General features: G+C 66.1%; 22 protein-coding genes. 12 read left to right on the top strand and 10 right to left on the bottom strand.

All coding sequences use genetic code 11. The annotated features are described in order from the left end of the window. Positions 1 to 456: 456 nt before the first annotated feature. A complete protein-coding gene (locus BST27_RS08560) occupies positions 457 to 1,332 on the bottom strand; it encodes an aminodeoxychorismate lyase (protein WP_069419692.1) in 876 nt (291 codons plus the stop codon). A gap of 42 nt (positions 1,333 to 1,374) precedes the next feature. Here BST27_RS08560 and ygfZ point away from each other — a divergent pair, with 42 nt between their 5' ends. Continuing rightward, a complete protein-coding gene (ygfZ, locus tag BST27_RS08555; protein WP_069419693.1) occupies positions 1,375 to 2,457 on the top strand; it encodes a CAF17-like 4Fe-4S cluster assembly/insertion protein YgfZ in 1,083 nt (360 codons plus the stop codon). A 173-nt stretch (positions 2,458 to 2,630) separates the two neighbouring features. Then, positions 2,631 to 2,810, top strand: coding sequence for a DUF3073 domain-containing protein (locus tag BST27_RS08550; protein WP_069419694.1), 180 nt, complete (start codon positions 2,631 to 2,633; stop codon positions 2,808 to 2,810). Positions 2,811 to 2,844: 34 nt separating this feature from the next. Here BST27_RS08550 and purM read toward each other — a convergent pair whose 3' ends face one another. The 3 genes from purM to BST27_RS08535 form a co-directional block, all read right to left on the bottom strand. Next, on the bottom strand, positions 2,845 to 3,936 hold the full coding sequence (gene purM, locus BST27_RS08545) for a phosphoribosylformylglycinamidine cyclo-ligase (RefSeq protein WP_069419695.1): 1,092 nt from the start codon (positions 3,934 to 3,936) through the stop codon (positions 2,845 to 2,847). A gap of 83 nt (positions 3,937 to 4,019) precedes the next feature. Next, positions 4,020 to 5,582, bottom strand: coding sequence for an amidophosphoribosyltransferase (gene purF / locus BST27_RS08540; RefSeq protein WP_069419696.1), 1,563 nt, complete (start codon positions 5,580 to 5,582; stop codon positions 4,020 to 4,022). Positions 5,583 to 5,708: 126 nt separating this feature from the next. After that, positions 5,709 to 6,104 carry a sterol carrier family protein gene (locus BST27_RS08535; RefSeq protein ID WP_069419697.1) on the bottom strand — a complete coding sequence of 132 codons (396 nt, stop codon included), beginning with the start codon at positions 6,102 to 6,104 and terminating at the stop codon, positions 5,709 to 5,711. Positions 6,105 to 6,383: 279 nt separating this feature from the next. On the opposite strand from BST27_RS08535, the gene BST27_RS08530 reads away from it, so the two are divergent. Beyond that, positions 6,384 to 7,973 carry a stealth family protein gene (locus tag BST27_RS08530; protein ID WP_069419698.1) on the top strand — a complete coding sequence of 530 codons (1,590 nt, stop codon included), beginning with the start codon at positions 6,384 to 6,386 and terminating at the stop codon, positions 7,971 to 7,973. Here the strand turns inward: BST27_RS08530 and cpdA are convergent. From cpdA to purL, 3 genes are all read right to left on the bottom strand, one after another. Continuing rightward, the gene (cpdA, locus tag BST27_RS08525) at positions 7,918 to 8,874 is read right to left on the bottom strand and encodes a 3',5'-cyclic adenosine monophosphate phosphodiesterase CpdA (protein ID WP_069419782.1); all 957 of its coding nucleotides are present in this window, start codon (positions 8,872 to 8,874) and stop codon (positions 7,918 to 7,920) included. The genes BST27_RS08530 and cpdA overlap by 56 nt on opposite strands. Positions 8,875 to 8,976: 102 nt before the next feature. Further along, positions 8,977 to 9,621, bottom strand: a complete 645-nt coding sequence (locus BST27_RS08520; RefSeq protein ID WP_139805070.1) for an Rv0804 family intramembrane glutamic endopeptidase — start codon at positions 9,619 to 9,621, stop codon at positions 8,977 to 8,979. Next, complete coding sequence (gene purL, locus BST27_RS08515) at positions 9,618 to 11,882, bottom strand: phosphoribosylformylglycinamidine synthase subunit PurL (protein ID WP_139805074.1); 2,265 nt, start codon at positions 11,880 to 11,882, stop codon at positions 9,618 to 9,620. The genes BST27_RS08520 and purL overlap by 4 nt, the downstream gene beginning before the upstream one ends. Before the next feature lie 90 nt (positions 11,883 to 11,972). Here purL and BST27_RS08510 point away from each other — a divergent pair, with 90 nt between their 5' ends. Beyond that, positions 11,973 to 12,611 carry an acetyl-/succinyl-CoA transferase gene (locus tag BST27_RS08510; RefSeq protein WP_069419700.1) on the top strand — a complete coding sequence of 213 codons (639 nt, stop codon included), beginning with the start codon at positions 11,973 to 11,975 and terminating at the stop codon, positions 12,609 to 12,611. A 5-nt stretch (positions 12,612 to 12,616) separates the two neighbouring features. Here the strand turns inward: BST27_RS08510 and BST27_RS08505 are convergent, their stop codons facing one another. Together BST27_RS08505 and BST27_RS08500 are read right to left on the bottom strand one after the other, a co-directional pair. Continuing rightward, complete coding sequence (locus BST27_RS08505; RefSeq protein WP_069419701.1) at positions 12,617 to 12,976, bottom strand: VOC family protein; 360 nt, start codon at positions 12,974 to 12,976, stop codon at positions 12,617 to 12,619. 9 nt (positions 12,977 to 12,985) lie between these two features. After that, entirely contained in the window at positions 12,986 to 14,263 is a 1,278-nt protein-coding gene (locus BST27_RS08500; RefSeq protein ID WP_069419702.1) for a M18 family aminopeptidase, read from the bottom strand. 42 nt (positions 14,264 to 14,305) lie between these two features. Between BST27_RS08500 and BST27_RS08495 the strand changes: the two genes are divergently transcribed. Genes BST27_RS08495 through BST27_RS08485 form a run of 3 tightly spaced genes read left to right on the top strand, consistent with a single transcriptional unit; the run spans position 14,306 to position 16,919 of the window. Then, positions 14,306 to 15,331, top strand: a complete 1,026-nt coding sequence (locus BST27_RS08495; RefSeq protein WP_170062286.1) for a Dyp-type peroxidase — start codon at positions 14,306 to 14,308, stop codon at positions 15,329 to 15,331. Next, on the top strand, positions 15,328 to 16,134 hold the full coding sequence (locus BST27_RS08490; protein ID WP_069419703.1) for a family 1 encapsulin nanocompartment shell protein: 807 nt from the start codon (positions 15,328 to 15,330) through the stop codon (positions 16,132 to 16,134). The genes BST27_RS08495 and BST27_RS08490 overlap by 4 nt, the downstream gene beginning before the upstream one ends. Positions 16,135 to 16,178: 44 nt before the next feature. Further along, a complete protein-coding gene (locus BST27_RS08485; RefSeq protein WP_069419704.1) occupies positions 16,179 to 16,919 on the top strand; it encodes an SDR family NAD(P)-dependent oxidoreductase in 741 nt (246 codons plus the stop codon). A 16-nt stretch (positions 16,920 to 16,935) separates the two neighbouring features. Here the strand turns inward: BST27_RS08485 and BST27_RS08480 are convergent, their stop codons facing one another. Further along, positions 16,936 to 18,642: an MOSC and FAD-binding oxidoreductase domain-containing protein gene (locus tag BST27_RS08480; RefSeq protein WP_069419705.1), complete on the bottom strand. Its 1,707-nt coding sequence runs from the start codon at positions 18,640 to 18,642 to the stop codon at positions 16,936 to 16,938. Positions 18,643 to 18,748: 106 nt separating this feature from the next. On the opposite strand from BST27_RS08480, the gene BST27_RS08475 reads away from it, so the two are divergent. The 5 genes from BST27_RS08475 (at position 18,749) to BST27_RS08455 (ending at position 24,627) form a co-directional block, all read left to right on the top strand. Continuing rightward, a complete protein-coding gene (locus BST27_RS08475; protein WP_069419706.1) occupies positions 18,749 to 19,621 on the top strand; it encodes an alpha/beta fold hydrolase in 873 nt (290 codons plus the stop codon). A gap of 80 nt (positions 19,622 to 19,701) precedes the next feature. Beyond that, positions 19,702 to 21,060 carry a TetR/AcrR family transcriptional regulator gene (locus BST27_RS08470; protein WP_069419707.1) on the top strand — a complete coding sequence of 453 codons (1,359 nt, stop codon included), beginning with the start codon at positions 19,702 to 19,704 and terminating at the stop codon, positions 21,058 to 21,060. Between the two features lie 139 nt (positions 21,061 to 21,199). Next, positions 21,200 to 22,258, top strand: a complete 1,059-nt coding sequence (locus tag BST27_RS08465; protein WP_197518119.1) for a zinc-binding alcohol dehydrogenase family protein — start codon at positions 21,200 to 21,202, stop codon at positions 22,256 to 22,258. A 152-nt stretch (positions 22,259 to 22,410) separates the two neighbouring features. Next, on the top strand, positions 22,411 to 23,103 hold the full coding sequence (locus BST27_RS08460; RefSeq protein WP_069419708.1) for a haloacid dehalogenase type II: 693 nt from the start codon (positions 22,411 to 22,413) through the stop codon (positions 23,101 to 23,103). A 66-nt stretch (positions 23,104 to 23,169) separates the two neighbouring features. After that, the gene (locus BST27_RS08455; RefSeq protein WP_069419709.1) at positions 23,170 to 24,627 is read left to right on the top strand and encodes a dihydrolipoyl dehydrogenase family protein; all 1,458 of its coding nucleotides are present in this window, start codon (positions 23,170 to 23,172) and stop codon (positions 24,625 to 24,627) included. Positions 24,628 to 24,639 lie beyond the last annotated feature (12 nt).

Below are 24,639 nucleotides of genomic sequence, written 5' to 3'. Positions count from 1 at the left end.
CTGGAAAACACCCGCCGAAGCCCTCGACGAACTACTGTCAAACCCGCCCACCGTTGCATCGACCGCTTGAAACCGCCCGACGTTTCGGGTACGTATGCCCCACATTCGGCGGCCAGGGTAGGCGTCCACGCAGGGAGGCACTCGCCGAGCGTGGGGCCTACGTACCGGGTCTCGACGTTTCGGGTGCGTATGCCCCACATTCGGCGCACAGGACAAACGCCCCTGAAAATGGAGCGGCCCCCGAGCGCGTTCCCGGTTGGACAGACCGAGAGCTCGGGGGCCGGGTGGCTGCGGGGGTTTCGCCAGCGCGCGATGTCGCCAGCTCTTCCGAGCCACTGCTGCTAGCGCGCAGCCACCTCACATGTCCATGAAGCTATCAATTTCGCGGACCACCTCCTTCCCTGTGTACGGCCGACGCTACCGTGACTTCGACCAAGCCACAACAGAATTAAGCGGTCAGCGATCGATCACTATTGCACTGTCGACCAATTCGGCGAAGGCGCCGGCGATGGGCGCATGCGGTAGCCGGCGCCCGTTCAGGGTGTGCACTCGAGCCGCCAGTGTCATGCTCGAAATGAGCCAGATGCCATGGGCGGCCTCTAAATCCGCAACGCGCAGGGCGCGGTAGTCGCAGTCGTAGCCCTCAGCGCGGGCGACTTCGAAGAGCGCTTGTTGGGTGGTGCCCCGCAGGATCGGATACCACGGCGGCGGCGTCAGCAGGCTCGGGACGGACCCCTCGCCGTCGGCCGCGATCACCACCGTCGACCGCGGGCCTTCGAGGATGTAGCCGTCCGCACTGACGAAGATCACGTCGTCGGCGCCCTGGCGGGCGGCGTGGCGCAGCGCGGCCATGTTGACCGCATAGGACAGGGTCTTGGCGCCGGCGAGCAACCACGGCATCTGGTCGGCTCCCTTGGCTGGCAGTCCGCGATCCAGGGTGATCGCCGAGATGCCGTCGCGGCGGACCGTCGTCACCCGGTCGGGAACGGGGTTGATCATCACGTACCCCGTGGGCGCCGGCGCCGGAGCGCTCTCGCGGCCCCGGCTGTAGATCAGCCGCATCGCGCCCTCGTCGGCGGTGCCCGCCACCCACTGCTGGGTCGCCACGTCGATGGCGTTCCGCCAGTCGGCGAGAACAGGTGCGGGTAGGTCCATCAACTTGGCCGACTGCGTCAGGCGCTGCAGGTGCGACTCGATCAGACATGCCCGCCCGTCGCGGACCAGCAACGTCTCGAAGACGCCGTCGCCACGGACCGCTGCCAGATCGTCGGCGTACAGCAGGGGTGTGTCGGGTTTGAGGATCTCGCCGTCGAGCGTGACCACTACACCCATGAGTGAGCAGCCTATCGGCACGAAGGTTCGTAGAGTTGTCATGTGTCCGCAGTAACTGCCCCGAATCCAGGCCCTGACGCGGGAGCGATCTGGCATTACGGCGACCCGCTGGGTGAGCAGCGGTGGGCCGAAACCGACGCCGTGGTCGTCGACCGCAGCCACCGGGCGGTGCTCACGCTGACCGGAAGCGACCGGCAGAGCTGGCTGCACACCATTTCCACGCAGCACGTCAGCGCCCTGCCCGAGGGCGCCAGCACACAAAACCTCAGCCTGGACGGGCAGGGCCGAGTGGAGGACCACTGGATTCAGACCGAACTGGGCGGCACCACCTACCTCGACACCGAACCGTGGCGAGGCGAACCACTGCTGGAATACCTGCGCAAGATGGTGTTTTGGTCCGACGTGGCGCCCAGCGCCGCGGACCTGGCGGTGCTGTCGCTGCTGGGACCGCGCCTGGCCGACAAGCCCGTGCTCGACGCGCTCGGACTGGACGCCCTACCGGCCGACCTGATGGCGGCGCCGCTCGCGGGCGGGGGCTTCGTTCGCCGGATGCCCAGCGCCCCGGACGGTCCCATCGAGCTCGACTTGGTGGTGCCGCGAACCGATACGACCGAGTGGCACCGACGTCTGGCCGAGGCGGGTGTGCGCCCGGCGGGCGTCTGGGCGTACGAGGCTCACCGGGTGGCTGCGCTGCGCCCGCGATTGGGCGTCGACACCGACGAGCGGACCATCCCACACGAGGTGGGCTGGATAGGTGACGCAGTTCACTTGGACAAGGGCTGCTATCGCGGACAAGAGACCGTAGCCCGGGTGCACAACTTGGGCAGGCCGCCGCGCATGCTCGTGCTGCTGCATCTGGACGGGTCGGTCGAGCGGCCGTCGACCGGTGACGCGGTCCTCGCCGGCGGCCGCGCCGTCGGCCGGCTGGGCACGGTGGTCGATCACGTTGACCTGGGTCCGGTGGCATTAGCCCTGGTCAAGCGGGGGATACCAGCCGAGACCGAGCTGCGGACGGGCCCCGAAGGCGGGGTCGCGGCGGTGATCGACGCCGACTCCGTACCCCCCGCCGACGGGGTGGGTGCGGGTCGACTGGCGATCGAGCGATTACGCGGCCACAGCAGGTAGGGACCGATAATTGCGCCTTCTTGCCTCAGCTTTGCAACGGGTTCACATGGGTGGCAGGGCGAACCCACACCTACCCGCGAGGCACGGTAAACTGTCGGCAGGACAATAACGACACTAAGAGATCGGAGCCGCCTACATTAGGCCGCTCCGTTATTTCGCGAGGGGGTTCCCCCATGGGCCGCGGCCGGGCTAAGGCAAAGCAGACCAAGGTTGCTCGAGAACTGAAATACAGCTCCCCCCAGACCGACTTTCAGCGGCTTCAGCGCGAGTTGTCAGGGACGAGCACCAAGGATTCCGACCACGACGGCACTGCCGACGACTCGTGGGACGACGACGACGACTGGCGCCGCTAGGAGTTCAGCGCGCGGCTCGGCGCACGCCGGTTCGTTAGAACCTCGGGTGTTGTCCGACCAGCGTGGCCCGCGGGCCGCCCTTTCCGCCTTTGCAGACGGTGCCTAGCACCCAGCAGTTCAGGTGCCGTGCCGTCAGGATGGCCAAAGCGCGATCGGTGTCTTCGGGAGCCACGACGGCGATCATGCCGACGCCCATGTTGAACGTCTTTTCCATCTCCGCTCGGGTAACCCGGCCGCGCTGGGCGATCATGGCGAACACCGGAGCCGGCGTCCACGTTCCGCGATCGACCTCCGCGACCAGTCCGTGCGGAATGACGCGCTCCAGGTTGCCGGCCAACCCGCCGCCGGTGACGTGGCAGAAGGTGCGGACGTGCGTCTCGGCGGCCAGCGCCAGGCAGTCCTTGGCGTAGATCAGGGTCGGCTCGAGCAGTTCTTCGCCCAGGGTGCGACCGAACTCTTCGACGTAACCGGCCAGGTTCATCCGGTCGATCTCCAGTAGGACCGTGCGGGCCAGTGAGTATCCGTTGGAATGCAGACCGGACGAACCCATCGCGATGATGACGTCACCGGGTTTGACGCGTTCGGGTCCCAGCACGTCGTCGGCCTCGACCACGCCGACGCCGGTAGCGGAGAGGTCGTAGTGGTCCGGTTCCATCAAGCCGGGGTGCTCGGCGGTTTCGCCACCCAGCAGGGCGCAGCCGGCGCGCACGCAGCCCTCGGCGATACCCGAGACGATCGCTTGCAGCCGTTCCGGCACGGCGCGACCGACCGCGATGTAGTCCTGCAGGAACAGCGGTTCGGCACCGCACACCACCAGATCGTCGACCACCATCGCGACCAGGTCGAGACCGACGGTGTCGTGCTTGTCCATCGCCTGAGCGACGGCCAGCTTGGTGCCGACGCCGTCGGTGGAGGCCGCCAGCAGTGGCTCTCGGTAATCGCGCAGTGCGAACAGTCCGGCGAAGCCACCTAAGCCGCCGCGCACTTCGGGCCTGGTGGCCTTGCCGGCCAGCGGTTTGAACAACTCGACCGCACGATCACCGGCTTCGATGTCCACCCCGGCGGCTGCATAGGTGATGCCCTGATTGCCCGGGTTACGCCCGGAGTGTTGTGCGGGATCCGTCATCGCGATAAAGGCTACCGGGCCATGTCGACGGTCGGTATCGCAACTCGGAGTGTCATGCCGCGGCCGGCACCGTCAGTACTCCGTCAGCGCCCGACCGGGACTTCCGGAACCGTCGGAACTTCAAGCGGGCCAGGCGATGCTGGCGAGGCCAACTCGCCCATTGTGGCTCCGCGGGCCGCGTTGGCCAGCATGTGCTCGATGACGTTCTTGCCCAGCGCGGTCTCGCTGGGCAGCTCGATCGGATACGTGCCGTCGAAGCAGGCGCAGCACAGCCGCGAGGCGGGTTGCTCGGTGGCGGCGATCAGGCCGCGCAGCGACAGGTAGCCGAGCGTGTCGGCGTTGATCGCATGCCGGACGGCCTCGAGCATCTCGCTTTCGTCCTCGACCGCGTTCGCGATCAACTCGGCCGGCGATGGGAAGTCGATGCCGTAGAAGCACGGCCACTTCACCGGCGGGGAGGCGATGCGCACGTGCACTTCCACCGCCCCGGCTTCGCGCAGCATGCGCACCAAGGCGCGCTGGGTGTTGCCGCGGACGATCGAATCGTCGACGACGATCAGCCGTTTGCCGCGGATCACCTCTTTGAGCGGGTTCAGCTTCAGCCGGATGCCGAGTTGGCGGATGGTTTGCGACGGCTGGATGAACGTTCGTCCGACGTAGGCGTTCTTCATCAGCCCCTGGCCGAACGGGATGCCGGATTCCTGCGCGTACCCCACCGCGGCAGGAGTGCCCGATTCCGGCACTCCGATCACCAAGTCGGCGTCAACCGCACACTCCTGGGCCAGCCGGCGACCGATGGCGAGGCGCGCGGCGTGCACCGACCGGCCGGCGATCGTGCTGTCAGGCCGCGCCAGGTAGACGTATTCGAAGACGCAGCCCTTCGGGGTGGGGTTGGCGAAGCGGGTGGACCGCACCCCGTCGGCGTCAATCGCAAGCAGCTCGCCCGGTTCGATGTCCCGGACGAATGAGGCGCCGACGATGTCCAGCGCCGCCGTTTCCGAGGCCACCACCCAGCCCCGATCCAGCCGGCCGAGCGACAGCGGACGCACCCCGTGCGGGTCACGGCAGGCGTAGAGCGTGTTCTCGTCCATGAACGTCAGGCAGAACGCGCCGCGCACCGTCGGCAACAGTTCCAGCGCCGCCTGTTCCAGGGTGGAATCGGCCGCGCCGTGCGCCAACAGCGCGCCCAGAATGTCGGAATCCGTGGTTGCCGGCGCGGGGCACCGCTTGTCCATCAGTCCCGCGTCGCGGGCGCGGGCGGCCAGCTCGGCGGCGTTGACCAGATTCCCGTTGTGTCCCAACGCAACGCCGGTGCCCGCCGCGGTGTTGCGGAACACAGGCTGGGCGTTTTCCCAGGTGGTGTCGCCGGTGGTGGAGTACCGGCAGTGCCCGATTGCGACGTGGCCCTGCATGGCGGCCAGCGTCTGCTCGTCGAATACCTGGCTGACCAGGCCCAGGTCTTTGAAGACCAGAACCTGGGATCCGTCGGCGACGGCGATCCCCGCTGCTTCCTGACCGCGGTGCTGCAGCGCGTACAGGCCGTAGTAGGTGAGTTTTGCGACGTCCTCGCCCGGGGCCCAGACCCCGAATACACCACACTCTTCACGAGGCGAATTGAAATCTTGCTCGGGCTGCTCAGCGGTCACGGTGAGGCGGCTCCCTAGGGCGCAGTTGGTGACATACCGGAGTCTACGACCAGCATCGGTCCGTCGCCGAATCGCAATGGCGTGTTGCGCCCGGAAAAAATCTGCGTGTCGCGGTAAACCAGCAGCTCAGGACAAGTTCACCAACGGCAACCAGTGGTCAATTTCACGCGCGCGTAAACCGGACAGGGTCAGGGCACCACTCGTCACTGCCCCCTCCAACCCCACCAGTCCCGTGGCTAACAGCAGCCACGTGCGTGGGTCAGTTTCCACCACGTTGGGCGGCGTGCCACGGGTATGCCTGGGGCCGGACACACACTGCACGGCCACGAACGGCGGAACCCGCACCTCGACGCTGGACCCGGGCGCCAACTCCGCGAGGGTGCGGGCGGTGAGCCGCACCGCGGCCCCCAGGTCGGCGCGATCCGGCGGCGGAAGAGTGTCGTCACGCAACCAGTCGGCGATCGCCAGCACGACTTGCCGAACCTGGGCCGGGTCGGCCTTGTTGCGACTGCGGGAGGCCATTGCGTCATGGTCTCAGAACCGGCCGTTGGATCGTTAACCCGATGTTCATCAGCCCGTGAGCCGGCGAGCCCGGGCACCCCGGCCACCGCTCCGGCATTCCAAGTTGAACAAAAGGTGACCGCTGCGCAACAATTGTGTTTCCAGCACGTGTGACCAGGGCGCTAAATCGTCTGTCTCACAAGCGGTGTCGGCTCCTACGCAGTGCACCCGCCGTGTGCGGAAGCCCCGTCTGTGAGATCCTCACGGTGCCGTGGTCAGGCTTTGAAAGGTGGTGTTCCGATGCCTAATTTCATGTCTAGCGGGGGTGTTCGGCCCGCCATGAGCCCTATCGTCGTGAGCCGACGAGGCAAGGTCTCCCGTCTGGAATCAAGTCTGACACCGCATGAGGCGCAGATTGAAGATCTTGTTTTTCTGCGAAAGGTGCTCAACGAGGCCGACATTCCGTTCTTGTTGATCCGCAATCACAAGAACCGGCCGGTGCTTGCCGTCGACATCGAGTTTCGTCCGGCCGTCGAGCGCGCGCTTATCGCGGCGTGCGCCACGGAGCCGATGTACGCCAAAACCAAAGACAAGGGCGGATATCCGTCGGTTTTGGTGTCCGCGCACGGGCTGTCCAGTCTTGTCGACCCGCGTATCGTGCGGCTGTACCGGCGGCGGATTGCGCCGGGCGGGTTCCGTTTTGGGGCCGCTTTGGGCGTCGAACTCCAATTCTGGGTCTATGAAGACACTTTGGTGCACTGTCCGGTGGAAAATTCGCTAACTCGGAAAGTGGTGCCGCGCGCCGAGCTGATTCCCGCAACCGTGAAGCTGTACGGCTACAAGTGGCCGACCGTCGAAGGGATGTTCACCCCGCACGCCAGCGACGTGGCCTTCGATATCGATATGGTGTTTTCCTGGGTTGACGGTAGTGACCCGGAATTTCGCGCGCGTCGGGCCCGGCAAATGGCGCAGCATGTCGTGGGCGAGGGTGACGCCGCCGAGGCGCGCATCCGGCAGATCGACGAGCTGAAATACGCGTTGCGGTCGGTGAACATGTTCGCGCCGTGGGTCCGTCGCATCTTCATTGCGACCGATTCTGCGCCGCCGGCCTGGCTCGCCGACCACCCCAAGATCACCATTGTTCGTGCCGCAGAGCACTTTTCCGACCCGGCGGCATTGCCCACCTACAATTCGCATGCCGTGGAAAGCCAGCTGCACCACATCGACGGCCTGAGCGAACATTTTCTGTACTCCAACGACGACATGTTTTTCGGTCGTCCGGTCAACGCCAGCATGTTTTTCTCCGCGGGCGGGGTGAGTAAGTTCATCGAAGCGGCGACCCGGATCGGGCTGGGCGCAAGCGAACCCACCCGCAGCGGCTTCGAAAATGCTGCCCGGGTCAACCGCGAATTGATCTTGAAAAAATTCGGGCAGGTCATCACGCGCCATCTCGAGCACACCGCGGTGCCGTTGCGCCGCAGCGTGCTTGAGGAGATGGAGCGGGAGTTCGCAGAGGAATTCGCCCGCACGCAGGCCAGCGCGTTCCGCTCGGCCACCGACATCTCGGTGACCAACTCGCTGTACCACTACTACGCGCTGATGACCGGTCGCGCCGTCCAGCAGGAAAAGGCCAAGGTGCTGTACGTGAACACCACCACGCAGGCAGGCCTGAGCTTGCTGCCGAAGTTGCGCAAGAAGCGCAACTACGACTTCTTCTGCCTCAACGACAGCAGCTTCCCCGAGGTGTCGGCGGCTGAACGAGCCGAGCGGGTGACCAAGTTCCTGGAGCGGTACTTCCCGATTCCGGCGCCGTGGGAGAAGGTCGAGGCCGACGTCAGTCGACCGGACGCCGCGGTGCAGTCGGAGCTAGCACCATCGGAAGGTGCCTGAACAGCGAATCACGCCGGGACGGCTCGATGAAGATGCCGCTGTCGGCGATGTTGCGCTGCGCCTGGCCGGGAGAAACAAAGGTGCCCACGGTGTTGCCGCCGCCGAGCGGTACCACCGAATGCACGATCGTGTCCTGGTAGACGTGCACCAGGTTGCACCCCTGGGCGCCGTCTCTGCCGCGCGTCCCGCCGGCCGCCACCGTCAGATCCTGGGTGTAGCAGGTGGCAGAGGCGACCGAAACCGGGATTCCGACGAACGTGGCGTTCGTCGAGTAGTGCAGGTGCCCCGCCAGAATGGCCCGCACGTCGGTGCCTTTGAGCACCCGGCCCAGCGGGGCCTGGTCGCGCAGTTCCACGGTGACGGCCATGTCCAGGACGCTGGGAATCGGCGGATGGTGCAGCGCCAGGATAGTACCGTCCGGCGCTGAGGTCAGCAGTTCCTCCGCCAGCCAATCCAACTGGGCTTCGCGAATTTCACCGTAATGATGCCCGGGGACCGAGGTGTCCAAGGTGATGATGCGCAGGCCGTCGATCATCCGGACGCTGTCCAGCGGCGCCATCGAGGGCGCTTCATCCAGCAGCAACCTGCGCAGCTCGGCGCGGTCGTCGTGGTTGCCCATCACCCAGATCAACTCGGCGCCCAACTCGGCGGCGAACGGCTCGACCATGTTGCGCAGCTTGCGATAGGCCTGGGGCTCGCCCTTGTCTGCCAGATCGCCGGTGAACACGATCGCGTCGGGACGCACCCCGGATCGGGTCAGCTGCTCGAGCAGTTCGCCCAGTCGTCCGTCGGCGTCCACCGCTCCGTACAGGGGACCGTCGTCCGCGATGAGATGGGTGTCGCTGATGTGTAAGAGGACGTAGTCCGGCCGCGGATGCTCCGCGGCCCTAAGTCTGTGCACCGGAGGCGCCAACCTCTCCATTCGTCGGGGCCATTCGTCGGGGCCCCTCGAACGAACCCCGTGAAATTAACAACGATTTAACAAGTGTAAGTGGGGCGGGGGTCAGTTCGCTGCACTTGTGAGCTGTTCCACGCCGCGCGCTCGGCGCTGGGTCACCACCGCGGCCAGCGCGCCAGACTCGTTGACGGCCAGATGCAGCAGGATCGGTGCCGCGAGGCTGCCGCTGCGGTCGGCCAGCCAGCCGAACAGCCAGCCCGCCAGGCCGGTGACCAACACGGTGGGAACCAGCGGTACACCTGTCGCCCGCGCATCCGGGATATGGGACAGGCCAAAAGCGACGGCTTGCAGCACTTGCCCACCGGTCGGGCCGAAGGCTTCGGCCCCCGCGGTCAGCAGGGCCCCGCGAAAGGCGGCTTCCTCGGCCCACACCGTGCCCAGCGGTATCTGCAGACCCAACCAGGCGGGCACCGACGGCGGCAGTTCGCGCGTGGACATCGAGGTCCGGACCTTCGGAACGGGTGTCGTCGCGGCGACCGCGGTCGCGGCCACCGCGGCCGACGCTGAACCCCACCGCAGGCCCGCGCACAACCGCGGGGGCAAGAACCCCAGCGGCGCATGGGTGCTCGCCACAAGCAGACCACCCACCCCCGCCTGCAGCGGTGTTCGCCAGGCCGTCGGCAGGCGCGGACTCAAGAAGCTCCAGCCGACCAAGCCGGCGGCCAACGCCAAAGCGCGAACGCGACTCACCCGAAGAAGCTCGGCAGCACCGCCTCCGACGTCTCGCGCAGCTCTGCCAACGACACCGTGAACAATCCCTGAACCTCGATGGCGTCGGAAGCCTGATCGACGACGCCGATGCGGACGGCGGGCAGCTCGCGCGCCTCACACATCGCACGGAACCGACTCTCCTCAGTGCGCGGGACGGCTACCAACACCCGGCCCGCAGACTCCGAAAAAAGCATCACGAACGGATCATGACCCTCGGGAAGCACTATGCGACAACCAGTTTCGCCCGCCAACGCCGATTCGACAAGCGCTTGGGCCAAACCGCCTTCGGAAAGGTCGTGCGCCGCACTTATCAGCCCGTCACGCGAGCCCGCGCGCAGCACGTCGGCCAACAGTCGCTCGCGATCCAAGTCCACCTGCGGCGGCAGTCCGCCCAGGTGATCCGCGACCACTTGTGCCCAGATCGAGCCGTCGAACTCGTCGCGAGTATCCCCCAGCAGGATCAGCGTTTCACCGGGTTCGGTGCCGAACGCGGTGGGGATGCGGCGGGCGACGTCGTCGATGACGCCGAGGACCCCGACGACGGGGGTGGGCAGGATGGCCGTCGAGCCCGTCTGGTTGTAGAAGCTGACGTTGCCGCCGGTCACCGGAATACCAAGGGCCACACAGCCATCGGCAAGGCCGCGCACCGCCTGGGAGAACTGCCACATCACCCCCGGGTCTTCGGGGGAACCGAAGTTCAGGCAGTTGGTCACCGCGACCGGGGTGGCGCCGGTGACCGCGACGTTGCGGTACGCCTCGGCCAGGGCGAGTTGCGCACCGGTGTACGGGTCCAGCTTGGTGTAGCGGCCGGAGGCGTCGGTCGACAACGCGATACCGCGTCCGGTCGTCTCGTCGATCCGCAGCACGCCACCGTCGGCGTGCTCGGCGAGCACGGTGTTGCCGCGCACGTAGCGGTCGTACTGCTCGGTGATGAACGCGCGACTACAGAGGTGCGGGCTGCCCAGCAGCGCAAGCAGAGTGGCGCGCAGTTCGTCGCCGGTGGTGGGCCGCGGCAGGCTGGTCGAGCGGTCGGCGTTGAGCGCGTCCTGCGACTCGGGACGAGCGACCGGGCGTTGGTACACCGGACCTTCGTGGGCCACGGTGCGCGGCGGCACATCGACCACCGTCTGGCCGTGCCAGGTGATCTGCAGCCGGTCGCCCTCGGTGACCTCGCCGATCACGGTGGCCAGCACCTCCCACTTACGGCACACCGCGAGGAACGCCTCCACGTTCTCCGGGGCGACGACCGCGCACATCCGCTCCTGCGACTCGCTACAGAGCACCTCGGCGGGCGTCATGTTCTTGGCGCGCAGCGGGACGGTGTCGAGCTGGATGGCCATTCCGCCATCACCGGCGGAAGCTAATTCGGATGTGGCGCAAGACAATCCGGCCCCGCCGAGGTCCTGAATGCCGATCACCAAGCCGCCGGCATACAACTCGAGGCAGCACTCGATGAGCACCTTCTCCATGAAGGGGTCGCCCACCTGCACCGAGGGCAGCTTCTTGCGGGAGTTTTCGGCGTCGAACGTGTCGGAGGCGAGGACCGACACGCCGCCGATGCCGTCCAGACCGGTCCGCGCCCCGAACAGGATGATCTTGTTGCCGGCGCCCGACGCGAAGGCCAAGTGCAGGTCCTCCTGACGCAACACCCCGACGCACAGCGCATTGACCAACGGGTTGCCGGCGTAGGAGGCATCAAAAACGGTCTCCCCGCCGATGTTGGGCAGGCCCAGCGAGTTGCCGTAGCCGCCGATGCCCCGGACCACGCCGTCGACCACCCGGCGGGTATCGGGAGCGTCGGCGGCGCCGAACCGCAACTGGTCCATCACCGCCACCGGACGCGCGCCCATGGCCATGATGTCGCGCACGATGCCGCCGACGCCGGTGGCCGCGCCCTGGTATGGCTCGACATAGGACGGGTGGTTGTGGGACTCCACCTTGAACGTGACGGCCCAGCCGTCTCCGATGTCGACGACGCCGGCGTTCTCGCCGATCCCGGCGAGCATGCCGGTGCGCATCTCGTCGGTGGTGGTCTCGCCGAAGTACCGCAGATGCACCTTGGAGGACTTGTACGAGCAGTGCTCGCTCCACATCACCGAGTACATGGCCAGCTCGGTGTCGGTGGGCCGACGGCCGAGGATCTCACGGATGCGCTGGTACTCGTCGTCTTTGAGGCCCAGCTCGTGGAACGGCTGTGGGTGGTCCGGGGTGGTGGCGGCGTGTTCGACGGTGTCAATCACGTGGGAGGGCGCGCTCGTCACGGAGCCAGTCTAGGTTCCCACCCGAAATTGGGCTGATTTCGACCGGAGCTGTCCCGATAATGGTGAACCATGTCTCGGCACTGGCCGCTGTTCGAGCTGCGGATCACCACGCCGCGGCTGCAGCTGCGCCTGCCCGACGAGGAAGTGCTCGACCAGCTGATCGACACGATTCTCGACGGGGTGCACCCGCCCGATCAGATGCCGTTTTCGGTCCCGTGGACCCGAGTGCCGCGCGAGTACGTTCCGTTCAACACCTTGTCGTACCTGTGGCGCGAGCTGGCCGGGTTCAAACGAGATGCCTGGCACCTGCCGTTGGCCGTCATCGTCGATGGGACGGCCGTGGGGGTGCAGGCCCTGCTGGCGAACCAGTTCCCGATCACCCGCCAGGTCGAGTCCGGATCATGGCTTGGGTTGCGCTACCAGGGCCGCGGTTATGGCACCGAGATGCGCGCGGCTGCACTGTATTTCGCGTTCACCGCATTGGGCGCAGAGGTCGCGACCTCGGCGTCGTTCGTCGACAATCCCGCCTCGATCGCGGTGTTCCGGCGCAATGGCTATCGGGACGACGGCGTGGACCGGATGGCGCGCGAGGGTGTCATGGTGGAGCAGCTTCGATTCCGGCTCACCCGCGAGGACTGGGAGCGCCACCGCGCCACCGAGGTGCGCGTCGAAGGATTCGAGCGCTGCCGGGGGCTTTTCGGCGTCTAAGGGGCTCAGGCGCCCTCGTACTGGCACACCACGCAAAACGCGTTGCCTTCAGGATCGGCCAACACCACCCAGCGGAAGTCGTCGCCGATGTTGTGCCGTTCGACCTCGGTCGCGCCCGCGGCCGTCAGCCGCGAGACTTCGCCGTCCACATCCGGCGTGGTGAAGTCGACGTGCACCTTGTTCTTGCCGGGAGTCGGGTCGGGCACCTTCTGAAATCCCAGGCGGGGCCCTTCGGGGCGGGCCACCGCAAAGAACTCTCCGGGCATCAATTCGTGCGTCTTACCGCCGAATTGCTCCGCCCACCAGCCGGCCAATTTCGCCGGGTCGGTGGCGTCGAAGGTGATCATCTCGAGGTTGAGAGCCATAGGGAAAACCTATGCCTCGGCCGCCTCCGGCGAAAGGAAGGCGGCGAGCGCGGCGGCGTACGCCCCGACGTCGCGAGTGCCCATCAACTCACGCGCGGAATGCATCGCGAGCTGTGGCGCGCCGACGTCGACGGTGGGGATTCCGGTGCCCGCCGAGGTCATCGGACCGATCGTCGATCCGCACGGCAGATCGGCGCGGTGCTCGTAGCGCTGTAGTCGAACCCCGGCCTGCCGGCAGGCCAACGCAAACGCGGCGGCCGTGCGCCCGTCGGTCGCGTAACGCAGGTTGGGATGCACCTTGAGCACCGGGCCGCCGTTGACCTCGATGAGGTGATTCGGCTCGTGCCGCTCCGGATAGTTCGGATGGGTGGCATGCGCCATGTCGGCCGAGGCCAGGAGCGAGACGGGCAGCCGGCGCAGGAAGTCTTCGCGGGTGCCGCCTTGGCCCAGCACGATGCGTTCCAGCACGGTGGTCAGCAGGTTGGACTGGGCGCCGTGGTCGGAGGTCGAGCCGACTTCTTCGTGGTCGAACAGCGCCAGCACCGGCAGATGGGCGCGCGCCTCGCCGGCATCAGGGGCGGCCAGCAGCGCTTCCAAACCCGCGTAGCAACTGGCCAGGTTGTCCAGTCGCGGCGCGCTGAGCAGGCTGGCGTCCGCCCCGATCACCGCGGAAGGGGTCAGGTCGTGGGTCATCAGGTCGGCGGCCAAGACGTCGGACTCCGCGACCCCGGCACGTTGGGCCACATAGCCAATGAAGGAGCCGGCCCGGTCGCTGGTGCCCCACACCGCATTCACGTGTCGCTGCGGGTCCAGCGTGACCGACTTGCGGTCGTCGGCCAGATGGATAGCCAACTGAGGCACCCGCAGGATCGGCTCGTCGATCCGCACCAGCCGGTGGCTCAACCCGACCCCGTCGCGCACCGACAGGCGGCCGCTGATGCCCAGGTCGCGATCCAGCCAGGAGTTCAGCCACGCTCCCCCGTACGGCTCGAGCGCCACTACCCGCCATCCGGCGACCAACCGGTTCGGGTGCTGTTTGACGCGCAGGTTGGGGCTGTCGGTGTGCGCGCCGACGATCCGGAACGGCCCCTGGGCGGCACTGTTCCAGGCCACCAGCGAACCGGCGCGGACGGTGAAGTAGCGGCCCGGCCGGTCGGGCCACCGGTCCGCTTCGCTGAGTTCGGTGTAGCCCGCGTCTAGCAGCCGCTGGGCCACCGTGACACAGGCATGGAACGGCGACGGGGAAGCGTCGATGAACTCACCCAAACCCGCTGCCGTCGCCGCCATGTAGCCATGTTTAGCATTCGCCCCAGCCTGGGCGTTAGGGTCATGGCTGTGCCCGCTGTTCAGCCCCAGCCGGTCCTGGAGCGTTTGACGCCAGCCGCAATCTTCTTGGTTGTGACGATCGACAACGGGGGCGAGGCGATCGTGCACGACGCGTTACCGGCGCTGCCCGGATTGGTGCGCGCGATCGGCTTCCGCGACCCCACCAAAAACCTGTCGATGGTGACCTCGATCGGCTCCGACGCCTGGGACCGCCTGTTCTCCGGACCCCGGCCCGCCGAGTTGCACCCGTTCATCCCGCTGCAGGGACCGCGCCATGTCGCGCCCGCGACCCCGGGCGACCTGTTGTTTCATATCCGCGCCGAATCATTGGACTTCTGCTTCGAATTGGCCGGCCGCGTTCTCAAGGCGATGCCAGGCGCCGTGACTGTCGTCGACGAAGTGCACGGGTTCCGGTTCTTCGACAATCGAGACCTGCTGGGATTCGTCGACGGCACCGAAAATCCGGACGGCGCACTAGCCGTCAGCGCCACCTCCATCGGCGACGAGGATCCCGACTTTGCCGGGTCCTGCTATGTGCACGTCCAGAAATACGTCCATGACATGGCTTCGTGGGATTCGCTGTCGGTTACCGAGCAAGAACGGGTGATCGGCCGAACCAAACTGGAAGATATCGAGCTCGGCGACGATGTGAAGCCTGCCAACTCGCACATTGCGCTCAACGTGATCACAGACGACGACGGCACCGAGTTGAAGATCGTCCGCCACAACATGCCGTTCGGCGAGGTGGGCAAGGGTGAGTACGGCACGTACTTCATCGGCTACTCCCGCACGCCCGCGGTCACCGACCGGATGCTGAACAACATGTTCCTCGGCGATCCACCGGGCAACACCGACCGAGTCCTGGACTTCTCCACCGCGGTGACCGGCGGGTTGTTCTTCACCCCCACCGTCGATTTCCTAGACGATCCGCCGCCCCTGCCCGGTCCGCGCACGACGGCCGCACCGGTTACGGCAGCCTCTGATGACGGTTCCCTCTCGATCGGCAGCCTGAAAGGATCCCCAGGATGAACAACCTCTACCGCGAGCTGGCACCGGTCACCGAAGCCGCTTGGGCGGAAATCGAAGTGGAGGCGTCGCGCACGTTCAAGCGCCACATCGCCGGGCGGCGGGTGGTCGACGTCAGCGAACCCGGCGGCCCCGCGACGGCCGCCGTCAGCACGGGACGACTGGTCGACCTGGAGGCCCCCACCGAGGGCGTGGTCGCCCACCTGCGCGCCAGCAAACCTCTTGTGCGACTTCGGGTTCCGTTCACCCTGTCCCGCGAGGAGATCGACAACGTCGAGCGGGGCTCACAGGACTCCGACTGGGATCCGGTCAAGCGCGCCGCCAAGAAGCTCGCCTTCGTCGAGGACCGCGGCATCTTCGAGGGTTACGCGCCGGCGCAGATCGAGGGCATCCGCCACGCCAGCTCGAACCCGGCGCTGACGTTGCCCAAGGATCCGCGGGACATCCCCGACGTGATCACCCAGGCGTTGTCCGAACTGCGGCTGGCCGGTGTCGACGGACCGTATTCGGTGCTGCTGAGCGCGGACGTCTACACCAAGGTGAGCGAGACGACCGAGCACGGCTATCCCATCCTCGAACACCTCAACCGCCTGGTCGACGGGGACATCATCTGGGCGCCGGCCATCGACGGCGCATTCGTGTTGACCACCCGCGGCGGTGACTTCGACCTGCAGTTGGGCACCGACGTGTCGATCGGCTACCTCAGCCACGACGCCGACTCCGTGCAACTCTATCTGCAGGAGACCCTGACGTTCCTGTGCTACACCGCGGAGGCTTCGGTCGCGCTGAGCCCGCACCCGGACTAGGAAGAGGCCGGAATAAACCTTCCCGGCCCAGTGCTTAGCGGGGAGTGACAACTACACTCGCCGGCTCGACCGCACTGGTTACTGGAGCCACGTCTGGAATAGGGCGCGAAGTTGCGCAGCAACTCGCCGGCCTCGGTGCTGAGGTCGTCGTGCATGGCCGCAGCGCCGAACGCGGCGCCGAAGTCGTCCGGGATATCGAGAATGCCGGCGGGAAGGCACGTTTCATCGCCGCCGATCTGAGTAAGGCCGACGACGTTCGACGGCTGGCCAACGAGGCCGGGCCAGTCGACATCCTGATCAACAACGCCGGCATCTACGAATTCGGCGCAACCACCGAAACCGACGACGCGACTTTCGACAGGCACGTGGACGTCAACCTGCGGGCACCGTACATCTTGGTTCAGCAGCTGGTCCCGGCAATGGCCGCCCGCAACGGCGGCGCGGTGGTCAACGTCAGCACCCTTGCCGCCTCGGTCGCGGCGCGCGGCGCGGGCATCTACGGCGCCACCAAGGCCGGTCTCGAGCAATTGACCCGAACGTGGGCGGACGAGTTCGGCCGGTCGGGAGTGCGGGTGAACGCGGTGGCCCCCGGGCCCACCTACACTCCGGGCGCCGACGTGACCCCGGGCCTGGTCGACGGACTGGGTGCGACGACCGCATTGGGACGTGGCGCCGATGCGGGTGAAATCGCTAGGGCCATAGTGTTTTTGAGTTCAACGGCGGCCAGCTACGTCAACGGCGCGGTGCTGAACGTCACCGGCGGCCAGCTCGCGTTGGCACCGTAGGGCCAGAGATACGGCGTCAAAGGTCCAGCACCAGGTCGCTTTGCGGAGCTGCCGAGCAGATCAGCAGCGTGCCCGCGCCCGGTTCCTCCAGCGGTTGTTGGACGTACCTAGCCGTCCCGGCGACGATGCCGGTGACGCAGAGATGACACACCCCACTTCGGCAGGAGAAGCGCGTGGGCACGTCGCAGGCTTCGGCGAGATCCAGAATGCTGCGGTAGTCCGCAGACCAGTTGACCGTTATTCCACTGCGCGCGAACGTAATCGGTGGCCCGCCACCCGGCGGTCCCGGGGGCGGATGCGGCGGGTTGTGCTCACCCATGTCGACGATGCCCGGGTTGATCGGCGGCAGTGCGCCGAACAGTTCCGTGTGGATGTGCGCGGGGTTGATTCCGGCGGCGGTGAGGTAGGCGCGCATATCTGCCATGAATTGCGTTGGACCGCAGAGATAGACAGTGGCCTGCCTCGGCAACTCCAGCGCCGCGATCGATTCCCGGTCCGGTCGTCCCTGCGTTTGGGTGAAATGCACCCGCTGTCGAGCGTGCGGCAGTGACTCGATCAACGCGGTGACTTCCGTTGCAAACGTCTGTGTCCGGTCACTACGGACGATATGCAACCAGCGAATGTCGCGGGTGCTGCCGGTATCTGCAAGGTGATGCAGCATGGCGAGGACGGGCGTGATGCCGATTCCGGCTGAGATCAGGACGACTGGAGTGTCCGCGTCCACGAGACAGAAGTCACCACGGGGAGCGGCGGCCTCGATAACCGAACCCGGCTTGAGGTGGGTGTGCAGCCACCGACTGACCAGACCATGCTCTTCACGCTTGACGCTGATGCGGTATTCCGTTGCGGCCGGATCTCCGGACAGTGAATAGCTGCGCATCGGCGCCGGATCTCCCGCGTCGGGAATGCGAATTGTCAGGTATTGCCCTGGCAGCGGTGTCGGTAGGACAGCATGATCGTCGGCCTCGAGGCGGATCGACAGCACCTGGCCCTCCAGCTGGGTTGCGCGCACCCTAAGGCGCCGAAATCCGTTCCAACCTGGCTTGATTCCTGGCGGCGGTGTCGCCGGTGTGGATGCTTCATCCGCTCCCAACATGTCCCGAAATGACTGCCGCCAACCGGGACTCAACGCCGGAACATCGACGATCTTGCGGAGTTGTTCCGCGTTGCGGTTCGGCAGGTAGAGCAACGCGTCGATGTCGGCGACGCTGAGCTGGTGACGGCCCCTACGGGTCCGCACGATGTCGTCTCCGGCCTGAACGTGCCCCTCGGTGATGACGCGGAAGTAGAAGCCTGGGCGACGCTGGGAGACAAGGAGATTGGGCATCTTCGGTTCGCCCAGCCGCATACCGACCCGGAAACAGGTGACGCGGGGCTGGGTGACCTCGAATTCGGCGTCGCCGATACGGTACCGATCGCCGATGCAGACTTCGTCGTCGGCCAGCCCGGTGACGGTGAAGTTCTCGCCGAAATGACCGGGCACCAGGTCGTCGCGCTCAAGGTAGTCCTTCCAGAAGTCGTAAGACTCGCTCTGGTAGACCATCACGGCGCGATGTTCACCGCCATGGCCATTGAGGTCACCCTGGCCGTCGCCGTCAATGTTCAGACGGCGCACCATGACAGGTCCATCGACCGGTGTCTTCCAAATCCCGGTATGGATGGTCTTATCACGCCATTGCACGTCATTGGGCATGCCGACGTTGACCGAGACAAGCGTGCCCACTGCATCTCCTACCCGATTGGGATGTGTGACCCAGATTATGCTTGACCCGACACCATGGTCAATGGGCATATTGGGTTGCACAACCCAAAAAGTACGGAGCGCCGCCATGACCGCCATTCATCATCGCTACATCTCGATCGACGGCCATCGGCTGTTCTATCGCGAAGCCGGCGACCCCGACTCACCCGCAGTCGTGCTCTTGCATGGCTTCCCCGCCAGCTCGTACATGTTCCGCGGCCTGATTCCACAACTCGCCGACCGCTACCACGTGATCGCACCGGATCACCTGGGATTCGGCCTCTCCGCCGCACCGTCGGTCGACGAATTCGACTACACCTTCGACGCGCTCACCGATCTCACCGCGGGATTGTTGCGCGAGCTCGGGATCGCCAAGTACGCCATGTATGTCCAGGATTACGGCGCACCGATCGGGTGGCGGTTGGCGCTGCGCGATCCGGACGCGATCACGGCGATCATCACTCAGAACGGCAACGGCTATGACGCCGGGTTTGTCGAGGATTTCTGGAAGGGGGTCCGGGCATATCAAAGCGAGCCGACCGGGGACAACGAGGCCGCGGTCCGGCAGTTCCTCACGCTCGAGGCCACCCGCTGGCAGTACGTCACCGGCGTGCCCGACGAAACCCTGATCGACCCTGAATCCTGGCGTCACGACTTCGCTCTGCTATCCCGGCCCGGCAACGACCTGATCCAGCTGAAGCTGTTCCGCGACTATGCGACGAACGCGCCCCTCTACCCGCAACTGCACGAGTACTTCCGCGCCTCGGGTGTTCCGCTGCTCGCGGTATGGGGCCGCGGTGACGAGATTTTCGGTCCGGCCGGCGCGGAAGCGTTCGCCGGGGACCTCCCCCATGCCCAGATCCATCTGCTCGACGGCGGGCACTTCCTGTTGGAGTCCGCACTGCCAGAAGTTACCGGGCTGATTCGCGAGTTCCTCGCAACGGTTCCCGTACCAGCGTGACGGTTGCCCGACTGGCGGCGCGAGGAGAATATGGGCTAAATATCCCATTATGGGAATGGTTCGCACGTTAGCCTGACGCGATGGTTCTGCCCGACGACCAGACGGAAAGGCGGCTAACCCCCAAGGGGCGCGCCACCCGCGAGCGGATCGTGCTGGCGGCCGCCGAACTGATCGTCGCGCATGGGCTGCGGGCGCTCAACATGGACGGAGTGCGCAGGGCCGCCTCGGTCAGCGGTTCGCAGCTTGCGCACTACTTCGCCGACAAGAGCGCGCTGATCCGCGCGGTCGTGGCCCGCCAGATCGCTGTGGTGCTCGCCTTTCATGAGCAACCCAAGCTCGGCGGCTTGCGCTCGTTTGCCGACTTCGAGCGGTGGGCCGAGCTCAACATGCGTTACCTGCGACGCGTCGCCAGCACAGGAACGCCCACCTACCACGCCCTGGCCGCTCAGCTGGCAAAGTCCGACGACGCCACCCGCATGACGCTGGGCGCCGGATACTTGCAGTGGATAAAGCTGCTGGAAAAGGCGATTCAGCAGATGAAGGACGGCGGCGTTCTTCTCCCGATCGCGGAACCGACAAGTTTGGCAACGGTCATCGTCAGCGCCCACCAGGGCGGTGGCACGCTGTCCTATACCTATCGCGCGGAGTGGCCGCACGCCGATGCCACTCGATGTGCCGTCAACTATCTGCGCATGTTCGCCGCCGACCCTGCCGAACGAAGCCCGCGCCCGGTCCGGCAGCCTCGTGGCCGGCGCGGGCGGACTCGGGCGTCCCGTCCCGCGGTCGCCGAAGATCCGCACTTCACCCGGAAGGGACTGGCGACCCGGGCACGGATCGTCGAGGCCGCCGCACGGCTGATGTTCGAGCGCGGCGTCGACAACACGAGCATTGAGGAAGTTCGAACCACCGCAGGGGTCGGCGGATCGCAGATTTCACACTATTTCGGAGACAAGCGGGATCTGACCCGTCAGGTGATCGCTTCCCGCCGCAGCGATGTCGTGACCTTCCACACCCAGCCGCGGCTGGGTGCCCTCGATAGCGTTGCGGCCCTTCAGTCCTGGGCCGACGCATGCATTGCCGACATCGACGCCGTATACCGGATCGGCGGTTGCGTCTACGGGTCGCTGGCCGGCGAGCTGATCGACGCCGACGACGACATTCACGACGACCTTTCCGCCGGATATGACGAGTGGATCGAGCTGTTTCGCGAAGGTCTCGAAGCGATGCGACGCCGTGGGGACTTGCGGGCCGACGCCGACCCTCGCCACCTTGCGGTATCGCTGGTGACCGTGCACCAGGGCGGCGCGATGCTCACGCACGCCATCGGTGATCCCCAGCCGCTGCGCGTGGCGGTCAACGCCGGGGTCGATTATGTGCGCTCTTTTGCGCGGTCCGACAAAGATGCCGGCCGTTCATCGCGGCGCAGGTCAAAGGCCTGACGGCCCGATCCGGTTGGTTGCGCGGCGCTCACGCTGGACATTCTGGGTCGTTCAGCCCATAATTATGGGTCATACGGCCCATAATTACTGGTTACTGACCCCGCACCGCAGGCCCGTTGTCGAATCGAAAGGGCTGACAATGTCCGCTACGAATGCGATCGCACAGGATGCCTCGTTACCGACGGCCCCCGCTGTCGTCAGAGATTCGCACGGCGGTGAAACCATGCGCGCGATCATCCTGGCCGGGTTTGGCGGACTCGACAGCTTGGTCTACACCGACATCCCCAAGCCGCTGCCCAAAGATGGCGAAGTCGTCATACAGATCAAGGGATTTGGGATCAACCATGCCGAACTGCACATGCGCCGAGGCGAATGGGCGGAAGCCGCAGAGGTCAGCGGCATCGAATGCGTGGGCATCGTCGATGCCTGTCCAGGTGGGGAGTTCCCCGTCGGAGCCAAGGTGGCCGCGTTGATGGGTGGCCTCGGACGAACGATCAACGGCAGTTATGCCGAATACACCCGCGTGCGGGCGGCGAACGTCGCCCTCATCGATTCGGACTTGCCGTGGTCGGTGTTGGCGGCGCTGCCCGAAACGTTCGCCGTCGCTTGGACGTGCCTGTTCCGCAACCTGGACCTGAAGGCGGGTCAGACATTGGTGATACGGGGTGCGACGTCTTCCTTTGGGCAGGCTGCACTCAAGATGGCCGTAACCGCTGGTGCTCGCGTCATCGCCACCGCGCGCAGCCCACAAAAATTTTCCATGCTCGAGAAACTGGGCGCTACGCGCGTGGAGGTGGAAAGAACCGATTTGGCCGCCCATATCGCCGAAGCCAAGGAGATTGACGCTGTTCTCGATCTCGTCGGCAACAGCACCATTCTCGACTCCCTGGACATGCTGCGCCGCGGCGGGACCGCCTGTCTGGCCGGATGGCTCGGTGGCCTCGCGCCCATCGCAGATTTCAACCCGCTGCTGCGCATGGCCAGCGGGGTGAATTTGACCTTCTTCGGCAGCTTCGTCTTTGGCACTCCCGGATTCCCGCTTTCCGATGTGCCGTTGGCCGACATCGCCGGCCAGGTGGCTGACGGCCGGTTGGATGCGAAGCCGTCGCGCGTCTTCTCGTTCGATCAGATTCACGAGGCGCACCGGGTCATGGAGGCCGGTGAGGCCGGAGGGAAGATGGTCGTCGTTTTGGATTGACCCGCACCCAACTGATCCGAAAGACACGCAACCGTGCGTCGCCGCACGGTCACGCCTCGGAATGGCCAATGGGTCGACGGTGTTGATCTGTCTACGTGTGGTCGGTCACCTGCGATCAGACATTCCGACCGAAAGAAGGTTGAAGACCAGTCATGCAACCATCTGTGCTCGTCTTCGACGTGAACGAAACACTGATCGATCTCGAGTCGGTGGCTCCGCTTTTCGGCGAGTTGTTCGGGGACGAGCGCGTGTTGCATGAATGGTTCACCCGGCTCGTCATGTACTCGATGACGGTCACCTTGTCCGAACGCTATGTCGACTTCTTCACCCTGGGCGGCGGTGTGCTGCGGACGCTGGCGGACCGTTACCACGTCCGGGTAACGGACCACGACACGGCCCGCCTACAGACCGCGATGCGCAACATGCCGGCGCATCCGGATGTCGTCGAAGGGCTGAACCTACTACGCGACAACGGCTTTCGGCTGATTACGCTGACCAATTCACCGCACCGGGAAGGCGCCCCGTCCCCGCTGGACAACGCCGGCCTCGCCGGCTTCTTCGAACGTCAGTTAACCGTCGATACCCGCCGCGCATTCAAGCCCGCCCCGACGGTCTACCGTCAGGTATGCGAGGTACTGGATGTGATCCCTGCGGAGTGCGTGATGGTGGCCGCGCATGAGTGGGATCTCCTCGGGGCCCGAAATGCCGGTTTCAGCACTGCCTTCATCACACGCCGGGGTATTCCGCCACTTTCGGTTCGGGGTCTGCCGCAACCAGACCTCGTGGCGCGCGACCTGCCCGACCTCGCCGAGCGCCTCAGCCACCTCCGCCGAGCAGACGCATAAGTGCCCAATTGACCGGAGCTTGGGGGGCTTTCGCGTCTGCTCGCTCCAGTGAAAGGATCCGCAAGCATGCCAGGTTACCAACAGGAATATGACGTCGTGGTGCTCGGCGCGGGCCCGGTCGGGCAGAACGCCGCCGACCGCGCCCGAGCGGCCGGCCTCAGCGTTGCCGTTGTCGAGCGCGAACTCGTCGGCGGTGAATGCTCGTACTGGGCCTGCGTGCCCAGCAAGGCATTGCTGCGTCCCGTCCTCGCCGTCGCAGACGCCCGTCGGGTCGACGGCGCGCGGGAAGCGATCAGCGGTTCCATCGATCCTTCTGGCGTGTTTGGCCGCCGCGACCGCTATGTGACCAACTGGGATGACACCGGCCAAGCCGACTGGGTGGGCGACATCGGCGCCACGCTGATCCGCGGCCATGGCCGGCTGGACGGTCCGCGCCAAGTCGCCGTGGCCACAGCCGACGGCGAGCCATTGGTGCTCACCGCATGCCACGCGGTGGTCGTCTGTACCGGAAGCCGGCCGCTCCTGCCCGACCTGCCCGGCATCGCCGACGCGCGACCGTGGACCAACCGTCAGGCCACCGACAGCAGCTCGGTCCCGGGTCGGCTCGCCGTCGTCGGCGCGGGTGGTGTGGGTGTCGAAATGGCCACGGCCTGGCAGGGATTGGGCTCGGCGGTGACCCTACTGGTTCGGGGTTCTGGCCTGCTTCCCCGGATGGAGCCGTTCGTCGGCGAATACGTCCGCCGCGGCCTGGCCGATGCCGGCGTCGACGTGCGATTGGGGGTGTCGGTCCGCGCACTGCACCGACCCGACCCCGCGGAGGCGGTGGAGCTGGACCTGGACGACGGCAGCAAGCTCACCGTCGACGAGATCCTGTTCGCCACCGGCAGGGCACCACTCACCGATGACATCGGTTTGGAGACAGTGGGATTGACGCCGGGCAACTGGTTGGACGTCGACGACACCTGCCGGGTACGGGGCATCGACGACGGTTGGCTCTATGCCGCCGGCGACGTGATCCATCATGCGTTGTTGACGCATTTGGGCAAGTACCAGGCCCGCATCGCCGGTGCCGCCATCGCCGCCCGCGCAACCGGACAGCCACTGGACACCCAGGCGTGGGGCGCGCACGCGATCACCGCCGATCACCTGGCGGTACCGCAGGCCTTCTTCACCGACCCCGAAGCCGCCGCGGTGGGCCTGACCGCCGAACAGGCCGCCGGGGCGGGTCATCGGATCAAGGCCATCGATGTCGAGATCGGAGATGCAGTCAAGGGTGCGGAACTCTTTGCCGACGGGTACACCGGCCGGGCACGCATGGTGGTCGATGTCGACAGGGGCCACCTGCTCGGCGTGACCCTGGTAGGCCCCGGTGTCACGGAACTGCTGCATGCCGCCACCGTCGCGGTGGCCGGTCGGGTTCCCGTCGATCGACTCTGGCACGCCGTGCCATGCTTCCCCACCATCAGCGAGCTGTGGTTGAGACTCCTTGAGGCCTATCGCGATTCGTTTTTCACCGTCGTCTAGCAGAAGGACACT

It is taken from the genome of Mycobacterium intermedium (genome assembly GCF_002086275.1).
In the GTDB taxonomy this organism is placed as follows: Bacteria; Actinomycetota; Actinomycetes; order Mycobacteriales; family Mycobacteriaceae; genus Mycobacterium; species Mycobacterium intermedium.
This window is presented reverse-complemented; position numbering and strand designations above follow the sequence as displayed.

What these genes read in the sequence shown, in the direction of transcription:
- purM (WP_069419695.1), bottom strand. Translation starts at nt 3,936, where the DNA reads ATGACGGATCCCGCACAACACTCCGGGCGTAACCCGGGCAATCAGGGC.
- BST27_RS08475 (WP_069419706.1), top strand. Translation starts at nt 18,749, where the DNA reads ATGACCGCCATTCATCATCGCTACATCTCGATCGACGGCCATCGGCTG.
- BST27_RS08510 (WP_069419700.1), top strand. Translation starts at nt 11,973, where the DNA reads ATGTCTCGGCACTGGCCGCTGTTCGAGCTGCGGATCACCACGCCGCGG.
- BST27_RS08460 (WP_069419708.1), top strand. Translation starts at nt 22,411, where the DNA reads ATGCAACCATCTGTGCTCGTCTTCGACGTGAACGAAACACTGATCGAT.
- BST27_RS08495 (WP_170062286.1), top strand. Translation starts at nt 14,306, where the DNA reads ATGGCTGTGCCCGCTGTTCAGCCCCAGCCGGTCCTGGAGCGTTTGACG.
- BST27_RS08505 (WP_069419701.1), bottom strand. Translation starts at nt 12,976, where the DNA reads ATGGCTCTCAACCTCGAGATGATCACCTTCGACGCCACCGACCCGGCG.
- BST27_RS08470 (WP_069419707.1), top strand. Translation starts at nt 19,702, where the DNA reads ATGGTTCTGCCCGACGACCAGACGGAAAGGCGGCTAACCCCCAAGGGG.
- BST27_RS08490 (WP_069419703.1), top strand. Translation starts at nt 15,328, where the DNA reads ATGAACAACCTCTACCGCGAGCTGGCACCGGTCACCGAAGCCGCTTGG.
- BST27_RS08560 (WP_069419692.1), bottom strand. Translation starts at nt 1,332, where the DNA reads ATGGGTGTAGTGGTCACGCTCGACGGCGAGATCCTCAAACCCGACACA.
- BST27_RS08465 (WP_197518119.1), top strand. Translation starts at nt 21,200, where the DNA reads ATGTCCGCTACGAATGCGATCGCACAGGATGCCTCGTTACCGACGGCC.
- BST27_RS08455 (WP_069419709.1), top strand. Translation starts at nt 23,170, where the DNA reads ATGCCAGGTTACCAACAGGAATATGACGTCGTGGTGCTCGGCGCGGGC.
- BST27_RS08550 (WP_069419694.1), top strand. Translation starts at nt 2,631, where the DNA reads ATGGGCCGCGGCCGGGCTAAGGCAAAGCAGACCAAGGTTGCTCGAGAA.
- BST27_RS08535 (WP_069419697.1), bottom strand. Translation starts at nt 6,104, where the DNA reads ATGGCCTCCCGCAGTCGCAACAAGGCCGACCCGGCCCAGGTTCGGCAA.
- BST27_RS08530 (WP_069419698.1), top strand. Translation starts at nt 6,384, where the DNA reads ATGCCTAATTTCATGTCTAGCGGGGGTGTTCGGCCCGCCATGAGCCCT.
- BST27_RS08500 (WP_069419702.1), bottom strand. Translation starts at nt 14,263, where the DNA reads ATGGCGGCGACGGCAGCGGGTTTGGGTGAGTTCATCGACGCTTCCCCG.